The 9,952-nt window shown below is 40.4% G+C and carries 11 protein-coding genes; 8 read left to right on the top strand and 3 right to left on the bottom strand.

The features are described from left to right. Positions 1–111 precede the first annotated feature (111 nt). The gene (locus tag E1163_RS06325) at positions 112–738 is read right to left on the bottom strand and encodes a JAB domain-containing protein (RefSeq protein ID WP_155170596.1); all 627 of its coding nucleotides are present in this window, start codon (positions 736–738) and stop codon (positions 112–114) included. A 149-nt stretch (positions 739–887) separates the two neighbouring features. Here E1163_RS06325 and E1163_RS06320 point away from each other — a divergent pair, with 149 nt between their 5' ends. The 8 genes from E1163_RS06320 (at position 888) to E1163_RS06285 (ending at position 6,231) form a co-directional block, all read left to right on the top strand. Next, a complete protein-coding gene (locus E1163_RS06320) occupies positions 888–1,178 on the top strand; it encodes a TM2 domain-containing protein (protein ID WP_155170595.1) in 291 nt (96 codons plus the stop codon). Positions 1,179–1,413: 235 nt separating this feature from the next. Beyond that, positions 1,414–2,181 carry a hypothetical protein gene (locus E1163_RS06315; protein WP_155170594.1) on the top strand — a complete coding sequence of 256 codons (768 nt, stop codon included), beginning with the start codon at positions 1,414–1,416 and terminating at the stop codon, positions 2,179–2,181. Positions 2,182–2,256: 75 nt separating this feature from the next. Continuing rightward, positions 2,257–3,429 (top strand): putative phage abortive infection protein, encoded by a 1,173-nt coding sequence (locus tag E1163_RS06310; protein WP_155170593.1) that lies wholly within the window; start codon positions 2,257–2,259, stop codon positions 3,427–3,429. 4 nt (positions 3,430–3,433) lie between these two features. Continuing rightward, on the top strand, positions 3,434–3,625 hold the full coding sequence (locus E1163_RS31655) for an HNH endonuclease (RefSeq protein WP_155170592.1): 192 nt from the start codon (positions 3,434–3,436) through the stop codon (positions 3,623–3,625). Next, on the top strand, positions 3,597–4,217 hold the full coding sequence (locus tag E1163_RS06300; RefSeq protein WP_155170591.1) for a hypothetical protein: 621 nt from the start codon (positions 3,597–3,599) through the stop codon (positions 4,215–4,217). The genes E1163_RS31655 and E1163_RS06300 overlap by 29 nt, the downstream gene beginning before the upstream one ends. Before the next feature lie 5 nt (positions 4,218–4,222). Then, positions 4,223–5,155, top strand: coding sequence for a DUF5655 domain-containing protein (locus E1163_RS06295; RefSeq protein ID WP_155170590.1), 933 nt, complete (start codon positions 4,223–4,225; stop codon positions 5,153–5,155). A gap of 89 nt (positions 5,156–5,244) precedes the next feature. Beyond that, the gene (locus E1163_RS06290) at positions 5,245–5,391 is read left to right on the top strand and encodes a hypothetical protein (protein WP_155170589.1); all 147 of its coding nucleotides are present in this window, start codon (positions 5,245–5,247) and stop codon (positions 5,389–5,391) included. 174 nt (positions 5,392–5,565) lie between these two features. Further along, positions 5,566–6,231, top strand: coding sequence for a transposase (locus tag E1163_RS06285; protein WP_155170588.1), 666 nt, complete (start codon positions 5,566–5,568; stop codon positions 6,229–6,231). 615 nt (positions 6,232–6,846) lie between these two features. Here the strand turns inward: E1163_RS06285 and E1163_RS06280 are convergent. After that, entirely contained in the window at positions 6,847–7,971 is a 1,125-nt protein-coding gene (locus E1163_RS06280) for a hypothetical protein (RefSeq protein ID WP_155170587.1), read from the bottom strand. A gap of 8 nt (positions 7,972–7,979) precedes the next feature. Then, positions 7,980–9,746 carry an HSP90 family protein gene (locus E1163_RS06275; RefSeq protein WP_246223526.1) on the bottom strand — a complete coding sequence of 589 codons (1,767 nt, stop codon included), beginning with the start codon at positions 9,744–9,746 and terminating at the stop codon, positions 7,980–7,982. Between the last annotated feature and the right edge of the window lie 206 nt (positions 9,747–9,952).

Below are 9,952 nucleotides of genomic sequence, written 5' to 3'. Positions count from 1 at the left end.
TAGCAAGATAATAAATTACGATAAGTGTAGTCCTGCTTGAGTCGAACGCGTTTGAAAGTAAAACACCCCTTAAAACACCGATTACTGTTTACCGAAAACCGATTACCAAAACTACTCCTTCAGCGCAGCAATCTCCTTCTCACTAAGCCCTGTATACTTTACAATAGTATCAATAGGTAAGCCATCCGAAAGCATCTTTCTCGCTATCTCCAAACTATTTTCCTTACCACCTTTTTCCCGCGCCGCATCAATCTTCATACTCACCAAAAGCGCCTTTTCCCTATCCATCAGCACATAATTGTGGCTGTTTTTCAGTTCTTCGATAATGTCCTTATCCGCCATGCTGAAATACTCCTTTTCAGAGATGATGAGGTGGTCAATAACCTCAATGTTGAGCATCTGGCCTGCTTTAATCATTTTGTCCGTAACGTCCTTATCACCTTCAGATGGTGTGAGTTCGCCGCTCGGGTGGTTGTGTACGAGGATCATCTGCACTGCCAGTTTGTAGATCGCCATCCTGAAAATCTCCGGCGGCGCCACCTGCACCCGGTTGACAGCCCCAAGGCTAATCAGCTCTATGAAAAGGATCTTATTCTTATTATCCAGCCCCACCACCCAGAAGTGCTCCTGGTTTCTGCGGATCTTATTCTCCCGCAGCAAAACCTGCTGCATCACACGATACACATCTTCCGAGTTAAGGACTTTGATTTTTTGCTCTTGGGTCAGGCGTACATTCATGAGTGTAAATTAAGGGAATTTTTGGGGATTTGGTAGGCAGGTGTTTGAGAAACCCTAAATGGTCATTGGGAAAGTCGTTGTTGATGTTCGGAAAAGAAAGTTGATGACTCAATTGCACTTGAGCTTATTGCTCAAAAAAACTTAACGCTATGAGCAATAAATATTATTTACAATCCAAGTTCAAATCAACAGGAACCGCCTACCTTTTTTATTTCCTGTTCGGCCTGCATTATGCTTATCTGGATAAGTGGGGCTTACAAATCCTATACTGGTTTACATTAGGAGGCCTGGGCCTTTGGGCACTGATCGACCTTTTTACAATGTCAGATAAGGTGAATAACTACAACAGAGTTATATCACGACAACTTGAAAGCATCGAAAAGCGAGAGAGGGATGATGATTTTAACAGGCAGATGTTGCTGGCTAAGCAGATGAAGTAGATTTTGATTGTAGATGGGCTGAGGATTGTTGACGGCAATCGCTAGGTGAGTTGCATTAGGTAAATTTACTCAATTTGATAGGTAAAAATACCTATGCACAAAATTATGGATATGCTATTTAGTGTTTTTTTCAAAACGAAGGTGTTGAATGCTTGTAATAGGAAAAAATAAGTTCTCAGTCTTTTATTAAATTGATCCTTCTAGATGTATAACTTTTAACTTAAACTAATTGGTAATGCTCTCAGAAGAAGAAAAGAATAAAATCAGGGCTGAGGAAATGTATAGGGTGGAGGTTAGGCAACAGCTTGAAGAAGATAAGTCAGGAAAAAAGAAAGGCGGTAAACTCCTTTCTTTTTTGAATTCGAATTTTGGCTCTTTTTTACTTTCTACAGTTATAGTAGGCAGTATTTCAGTTTTGTATAGCAATCATCAGGAAAAAATGAAAAAGATAGAAGCTGAAAAATTACAAGCTCATGCAAATCTTTTAATTCAAGATAAACTTCAAACAGAACTGTCTCATAGGCTAAACACCATATCAACAATAACAGATACGTTACCGGATTATCAAAGTAAGGATATCTACCTTGCATATCACGGCTCTTCTATAGCGAATGATCCTCTCATCAAGGCTCAGTTCTTTAACTTCAAGTCACATTACATAGAGTATAGCAATTGGAGTGCTATTCGTTTGGTTTCTGAGTTGCAGAAATATAATGATTCCCCTCACCTTAAGAAACTAAAATTGCTCCTCAATGATATCAATGCTTCAATAGTTGATTATGGACAAGAGTGGTTTTACGTGACTGCAACTGAGGTATTGCCTAAGAGAATAAAAATTAGAAAAATGGAACTATCTGATGGTCGAAAATTACATGTATACAATATTGGAAATGGTGACCATATTATGAGCAAGGAGGAGTATCCTTTTAAAAAGGTTTGGCATATGGCAGAAAGTAAGGCTTTATTTGAGTTACAAAATGTAATAAAGGAGTTGAATTTTTGAAGAGTTGCTAAATATGGGGCTAAATGTTTAAAATACCCTCACTTAAATTGTTATGAAGTGGGTTTGATTTAAAAAATGAACTTGAAGAAACTAACTCCCTATTTACTCATTCTGTTCTTCATTGGACTATTGTTGATTTTTGTCCCTGCCTTGATCACCAGTGAAAGCTTTACAGGTATTACATTCGGCACCTCTGATGGAGCAATCGGAGACACTATCGGAGGGACAACGGCTCCCTTTATTGGTTTTTTGGGAGTTCTTTTTACTTTTTTAGCTTTTTATATTCAGTATGAGGCAAATCAGCAGTTAAGAAAAGACATACAGCAAGACAGGTTTGAAACGAAGTTTTACGAGATGTTAAGGCTGCATAAGGAGAATGTAAATGAAGTAGAGATTGATAATCAATATTTTGGAAGAAAGGCCTTTGTTAAAATGTACCTCGAATTCAAGTTTATTTACCACGTAGTTATGAGAACAAGGGACAAGTGGAATAAGAAAGTCAGGCTAGGAGAAAGCGAACAACCAGAAATTAAAGACGATTTAGATGTATTAACAGGATTATCATATTCAATATTTTTCTTTGGGGTAGGCCAATTGTCCGAGGGGAGCATGATTTACAATAATCAAGGAATACATTCACCTTTTATGGTAGAATGTATTCGGGAGCTCTGTAGTGAACAGAGGAATTTTAGGATAAATAGAAGTCAAAGGGATGAACGACTAAAGGAATTGTCTCTAAATAATGAATTAATTGAAGAGGGTAAATACAACCTTAAAGTCAGTTCGTCAAAAGGAAGGGCAGAGCTGGATACAACGTTTTATCCATTTGATGGTCACGCTTCTAAACTTGGACATTATTTTCGGCACCTTTACCAATTGATAAAGTTTGTTGTTACAAGCCCTCCGTTCGACTCAGACCCTAAGAAGGACTGGCAAATCAAATATGAGTATATTAAAACAATTCGAGCTCAACTATCCAATCATGAGCAAACCATGATATACTACAACTCCTTTTTCGAAGCGGGTAAGATATGGTGGGGAGACGATACAATTGACCAAAAAAATGAGAATAATAACGACATAAGTTATTTCTTGGATTGGAGAATCATTAAAAATATTCCTTTCAATCTGACCCAATTTGGCAAAAATCCAAGAGATAAGTTTGCAGAGGAATTACAAAAAAGAAAGTTATCTGTAGATGAGGTTGAAAGTGAATTAAGTGAGTTATTTGAATGGCTTGAAGGCTAATACCATGACCAATTTAGAATGCAATTGCCTTTTCTGTCCTGACGGCAAAAGCTTTACAGCAGTAGAACATATTGTTCCTGAATCCATGGGGAATAGTCATTATATTCTTGAAAAGGGGGTTGTTTGCGATGCCTGTAACAACAACTTTTCCAAGTTTGAAGTAGAAAGTGCTCACAAAAACCATTTTTGGGTTTGAAAGGGCTCGTAAGGCTATTAAAACTAAGAAAGGTAAGCCCGCTTATTCAAAGACGAATGTAGATGTAAGAGGCGATGATAATTTTCGAAAAGATTTCATAAAAATATATAATCTTAAACCTGAAGACTTTGGCGAATGGGATCCAAAAACAAAGACGTTTAAGATGACTTTTAAAAATTTCGATAATAGTGAAAATGCTACAAGTAAGTTTTTGATTAAAGTGGCGATTGAATCGCTTCGTAGATCAAAAGCGCTGATACTCCAAGAGTACAATATGGATCAAGCTAAATCCTTTTTATTAAATAAAGAAACTAAAGATTGGCCTTTTGTTATGACTGATAAGGTCATTGCAAAAGAGGAAAGTATTCCGACATTTACCGATAAATATGAGTTGTCAAAAATTGATTGCAGGTTGAAAATGTTTGTATGGAATGGGGAGTTGTTCTTTAGGTTCGTCTATTCCCATTTACAAGCTGTTATTAATCTATGTAGCCGAAATACAGACTGGATTAATGTAATTCTTAAGGATGATAAATTTAAGGAGGTCTATCCAGAACACTTAAAAACCAAGTTTGGGCTTTCAACTATTTAAGCACCATGAACCTATACAAACTCACCAAAACCAAACTCGAAGAAATTAAAAACATCCCTTTCAAACTGGAAAGGGACATCCAAAACCTCGTAGAAGAAAATCTTGACATGTTATTTGGGCTTGAGTTTGTGAAATCGGAGTTTCCGCTGAAGAACTTCAGAATTGATACCCTCTGCTTTGATCAGCAAACCAACTCTTTCGTCATTATCGAATACAAAAAAGGAAAAAACTACTCAGTTATCGATCAGGGCTATTCATACCTGTCACTGATGCTCAACAACAAGTCAGAGTTTATCCTTGAATACAATGAGAGCAAATCCAAATTCCTGAAAAGGAATGATGTAGATTGGAGCCAGTCCAGAGTCATCTTTATCTCACCGCAATTCAGCACCTACCAGAAGCAAAGTATAGACTTCAAAGACTTGCCTTTTGAGCTTTGGGAAATCAAAAGATACTCTAATGATACGATCATCCTCAACCAACACAAATCTACCAGTCAGGAAAGCGTAAAAACCATCTCCTCAACCTCGTCTGATGAACGCGTGCAGGATGTGAGCAGGGAAATTGTCGTCTATACCGAAGAAGACCACCTCCAGAAAGCCAGCGCGGAAGTCCGTGAGTTGGCCCTCGAATTAAAAGACCGGATTCTGGAGCTTGAAAATGTAGAGATGAATCCGGTAAAGCAGTATATCGGCTTTAAGGTGGACAAAAAGGTCATAGCAGATTTTGAGGTTCAAAAAGTCAAACTAAAGCTTCGCATCAATCTTAAAAACGGCCATCTGGACGATCCGAAAGGTCTATTTCGCGATGTATCAGAAATTGGCCATTGGGGAATAGGTGATTACGAAGCAGTTGTAACGTCAGAAACAGATCTTGATTATTTGATGAGTTTGATTAAGCAGTCGTATAGATATCATAGTGAGTTGGAGAAGAAGTAAATGTTTGCATCTTCATAGGGATAAGAAAATTGCCATATATTTGTGCTATTATAGGAAAAGCTCCTGATAGAGAAAAGTATTTCTTAATTATGGAAAGATATTTGAAGAAACAAACTAGTACTGATAATACAGATAGTAATTCAACTAAAAAAGGAATGGTTGATACTAAGAAATATTTATCCTCAGTTAAAGAGTATAAACCAGAGTATATTAAAGGATATACTCCTGCATTCTAAGATTTGTTGAGATAAAGAGATAAATTTAAGACCGCGATTTCGCGGTTTTTTTGTTTCAGGAAAATCACCACAGTAATCCCTCCCCATAGGTTTACACATTTATCTTGAAAGTGTACATGTATAGAAAAAGTGCTTCTTCTATACATGAAATTAAAACGTATATAGAAAATATCAATGTCCGACACCTACCAAAACAAATATCGCATTGCCTCCGCACGTGCATCATTCTGGGATTATGGCTGGAATGCCGCATATTTTATTACCATATGTACACAAAACAGGGATCATTATTTCGGTAAAATTATTAATGCCGAAATGCACCGATCAGAAATGGGTGAAACGGCCCATGAATGTTGGTTGAAAATTCCCGATCATTTTCCATTTGCCAAATTGGGTAATCATATTGTTATGCCCAATCATGTGCATGGAATTGTGATTATTGATAAACCGGATGGCGGGGTTGGACGGGATGTGGACGATAGCGATGGGTTATCGGTTGGGGACGTTCGTAGAGACGCGATTAATCGCGTCTCTACGAACGTGGTGGAACCGGATCAACCGGAATTGAAACCACAACCCCATCCGGAATCATCCAATCCACCCGGCGGAATCACCGGCAACAAAAATCCCATGTTGCACGACAACCTGTCAAAAATCATCCGATGGTACAAAGGACGCACCACGTTTGAATGCCGGAAAATACATGCAGATTTTGCGTGGCAATCGCGTTTTCATGATCATATCATTCGGAATGACCAATCATTTTATAGGATTTCGCGATACATCGTTAATAATCCATTGAAATGGGGGGAGGATAGATTTTATTCTGCAGGGCAATAATCTGGATTATGGCTGGAATGCCGCATATTTTATTACGATTTGTACACAAAACAGGGATCATTATTTTGGTGAAATTGTGGATGGTGAAATGCAAAATCAGTATGCAATCAGCAAAAGCAGTAGGCAAATGGTGTCGAATTATAATTAAGCGCAGTTCTCATAATATGGGGACCGCTTCGTGCCTCGCGGTGACGATACCATATGGTCAATGAATGTTGGTTGAAAATTCCCGATCATTTTCCATTTGCCAAATTGGGTAATCATATTGTTATGCCCAATCATGTGCATGGAATTGTGATTATTGATAAACCGGATGGCGGGATTGGACCGAACGTGGTGGAACCGGATCAACCGGAATTCGGATCACAACCCCATCCGGAATCATCCAATCCACCCGGCGGAATCACCGGCAACAAAAATCCCATGTTGCACGACAACCTGTCAAAAATCATCCGATGGTACAAAGGACGCAGCATGTTCGAATGCCGGAAAATAACATGCAGATTTTGCATGGCAATCACGTTTTCATGATCATATCATTCGAAATGACCAATCGTTTCAGAGGATTTCGCAATACATCGTTAATAATCCATCGAAATGGCAGAAGGATAGATTTTATTTGTCCAATTGTTGATCAGTCCATTCCTGTATTTCTTCTAAATAATTCATGTAGAAATCATTCCCATTCCTGCCGTCCAGTAACCCTGCACGATGTGCCGCCTGTTCGCTAAACCATTGGCTCAGGTCAGGGGTAGGGTATTCGCCATCTTTATCAGCAATATCAAATGGGGGCTGCTTTAGATTGAAATGTAGTTTGATAGCTGCATTTCCTGATTTCTCCATAGCCTTTAGGAAGAGGGCAGCAGAAAGGTAGAAGTGGAAATGCAGGTAGTCAGAAGTGCGGCCGAGCAGTAAAGGGAACTGCTGTTCCAAAATGGCCCGGGCACTGACGAAATCACCTTTTATGGTGTAGAATAGGAGTAGTTGGCTGTATTCTACCGGGAAGGCAACAGTTTTGTTCAGGTGCCTCAGTGCTTTGGAAGCATATACCTCTGCCAAATCCCATTTTTCAAGCCTCATGGCGGCCATCAGGGCTTTAGGGTAGGTGAGGAGAGGTACTTCGGCACAGGTAATCTTTCCATCCAGTATAGGTTTAGCCGTGTTGAGCAGGGCCTGATATTCCTTTGTCATTAAAAAGATGTTCAGCAAGCTGTCGCTCTGGCAGGCTTTGCAGTCCAGCAATACGTGATTGCTCGTGGCCTGCTTATATTTTTCGTAGGCTTGTTGGGCTTTCTCTTCGTCGCCAAGTTTCACATACACCTTCATGTAGTAATGTTGAATGATCTTGTCCGCCGCACCAAAAGCTTTAAAACGAGCCTCGAAGTCCTGTAGCAGGCTGTCGATTTGCTGTAGCGATACTTTATGGTACTCCGGGATTACATCCAGCACCCATTTGAAGGACCAAAGTACGGAGCGGTATCTGAACCTGCCGGGATGCTGGTCGCAAATGTTGAGGAACCATGGGAATTGTGCTATCAGTTCCTCATCAAAATTAAGGAAGGTACACTGCGACATATACTCGTACCGGGCTTCAAACTCCAGGTCAAGGTCTTTGAAAAATTGGGCCTTTTGAATGGCCTTAAAAGCCAATTGTTTGTTGACAAGTGTGTCATTCGCGCCCATCAGGTAGTTAACTACCTTCTGCAGGTCTTCAATAGTTTCTAATTGCGTAGCGTCCATCGTTGTTGTTAAAATGACTGATCCAGAATGTAAGTAAGGTTTTCGTTCATAGCCTCCAGCTCCTGCTGGTTGAGTGGGTAGTGGCCCATAAGCATAGCGTTGATGTACAGCATCTCTACCAGTGGACGTTCCATTTTCTCCTGCGGCTTGTGAAGCAGCTTTTGGACTATAGAATTATTGAAGTTGAGAAAAAGCTTGGAGCGGAATGATACCGTGGGTTCAATTACCGCACTGGATATGCCGGCCCATAGATCGTTACTGTCGTTTTTGATCTGCTCTATGTCGCGAGCCATCATTTTTCTTTCCGAAAGGTGGAAGGTAGCAGGTATGTTATCGGGCACAAATTGCCTGATCTCCAGTTCACAATCAAACTTTAGCAGGTAATCCTGCAAAGTATCGAGCCTGCTTTTGTGCCGGTCAAACACTTCAATGTTCAAAGATTTCAGGATGTTGCCGAAGTATTCCGTGTCAATAGCCTGATATAAATGCTCTCTGTCTATGTGGCCCAATGCCTCCAGTATTTGCGAGTCGTACACATAACCCGCATTGATGACCAGCTTGTTTTGTGCCTTCGCTATCGGTACGATTTGTCTGAATTCATCCACATCAGAAATATAAAAAACGGTCTGCACCCGCTTTTTGATTTCCTGCAAAGTCAGCACCCCATCAGTGGTAGAGAAAGTAAACCAGTTGGCAATAAAGCCCAGAAATTCCGGGTCAGAAAGTGACATGTATTTGAGTGCATGCCCATGTACTTTGATGATGCGCTCAAGCGACTGCGGCGAGGTTTTGCTGAGGTCGATGAAGTATTCCTTGATGGCATTGCCCAGGTCTTCGCGAACATTTTCATAGGTATCATTGTGATAAATATCTTCCCTTGAGGCCGTAGGAGAAAGGTTCTCCGAATTGATGATCACCCTCACAAAAAATGCCCACTCCGGTAGCAGGTGCTGAGCATGCGCCGTGATGAACATATTTTTGATATAGACCTGGTTGCTTTGAGTAGAGCCAAAATGGGTAGGGTGAGGCATAATATAAGCTATGCCTTTGGTTTTTCCGGAGCTGTCGCGGATGTACAGGAAGTTGGAGAAATTCTCCTGAAATATTTCCCTGCCCAGGTTAAGGGCCTGATCACTGCCGGTTTTGTTGTCCCAGGGAAAAGTGCCTTGTATAGAAGTAAGGTATTGCCCGTTGACTTCTACTTCGATAGGTATGCCCAGGTATTTTCCGTATAAATTGAGCAGCATGATAAGCTTATCCTGATCAAAATCGATGTTGTTCCGCAGTTTCAGCACTACCTGAGTACCTGCTTCACGGTCAGTATCGGCAATGGTTTCTGTTTGATAGGTGCCATCAATATTGCCCACCCATTTTACCATATAATCGGCTTTTGCAGATCTGGAGTGGACCACAATCTCATCACTTACCATAAAGCAGGAGAGCAACCCGATACCAAACTGGCCGATGAAGTCATTCCTCGTTTCTTCCAAAGCCTGCTGCGACTTTGAGCTTGCCCCGATCTTGGACAGGAATTCGTTGACCTCATCCTCGGTAAGCCCAATGCCATTATCGCTGATCACCAGTCCGCGGTGGTTGTCAGCGTCATAGTAATCCACCTTAATACGTGCTTCAAACTGCTCCTTATGGCCTCTGGCTTTGATCGCATCCACAGCATTTTGCAAAAGCTCGCGTACAAACACCTCTTTATGGCTGTAAAGGTTGTCGGAAAGTACTTTGAGTATACCACCGAGATTAACTTGGAATAGTGACTTCATGTAGTTGAAAACTTAAAATTATCAGGTTGACAAAACAAAGGAATATAATTTATATTTCCTTAGTACTATGGGTTTAATTGATTTCATAAAAGTCAGACGAGCGATCTCCCATCCGGAGGAATCCGGTTCAATCAGGTTTGTCTGTGTTATCAGGGGATTGCTTCCTCCTGCCGTCGTACCGATGACGTATTACTCAACTTGTTGAT

This window comes from Fulvivirga kasyanovii, from assembly GCF_009711405.1.
Classification (GTDB): Bacteria; Bacteroidota; Bacteroidia; order Cytophagales; family Cyclobacteriaceae; genus Fulvivirga; species Fulvivirga kasyanovii.
This window is presented reverse-complemented; position numbering and strand designations above follow the sequence as displayed.

Bases quoted from the DNA above. Each gene is read 5' to 3' on its own strand.
- E1163_RS06325 (WP_155170596.1), bottom strand. From the start codon at position 738: ATGAATGTACGCCTGACCCAAGAGCAAAAAATCAAAGTCCTTAACTCG.
- E1163_RS06320 (WP_155170595.1), top strand. From the start codon at position 888: ATGAGCAATAAATATTATTTACAATCCAAGTTCAAATCAACAGGAACC.
- E1163_RS06315 (WP_155170594.1), top strand. From the start codon at position 1,414: ATGCTCTCAGAAGAAGAAAAGAATAAAATCAGGGCTGAGGAAATGTAT.
- E1163_RS06310 (WP_155170593.1), top strand. From the start codon at position 2,257: ATGAACTTGAAGAAACTAACTCCCTATTTACTCATTCTGTTCTTCATT.
- E1163_RS31655 (WP_155170592.1), top strand. From the start codon at position 3,434: ATGACCAATTTAGAATGCAATTGCCTTTTCTGTCCTGACGGCAAAAGC.
- E1163_RS06295 (WP_155170590.1), top strand. From the start codon at position 4,223: ATGAACCTATACAAACTCACCAAAACCAAACTCGAAGAAATTAAAAAC.
- E1163_RS06290 (WP_155170589.1), top strand. From the start codon at position 5,245: ATGGAAAGATATTTGAAGAAACAAACTAGTACTGATAATACAGATAGT.
- E1163_RS06285 (WP_155170588.1), top strand. From the start codon at position 5,566: ATGTCCGACACCTACCAAAACAAATATCGCATTGCCTCCGCACGTGCA.
- E1163_RS06280 (WP_155170587.1), bottom strand. From the start codon at position 7,971: ATGGACGCTACGCAATTAGAAACTATTGAAGACCTGCAGAAGGTAGTT.
- E1163_RS06275 (WP_246223526.1), bottom strand. From the start codon at position 9,746: ATGAAGTCACTATTCCAAGTTAATCTCGGTGGTATACTCAAAGTACTT.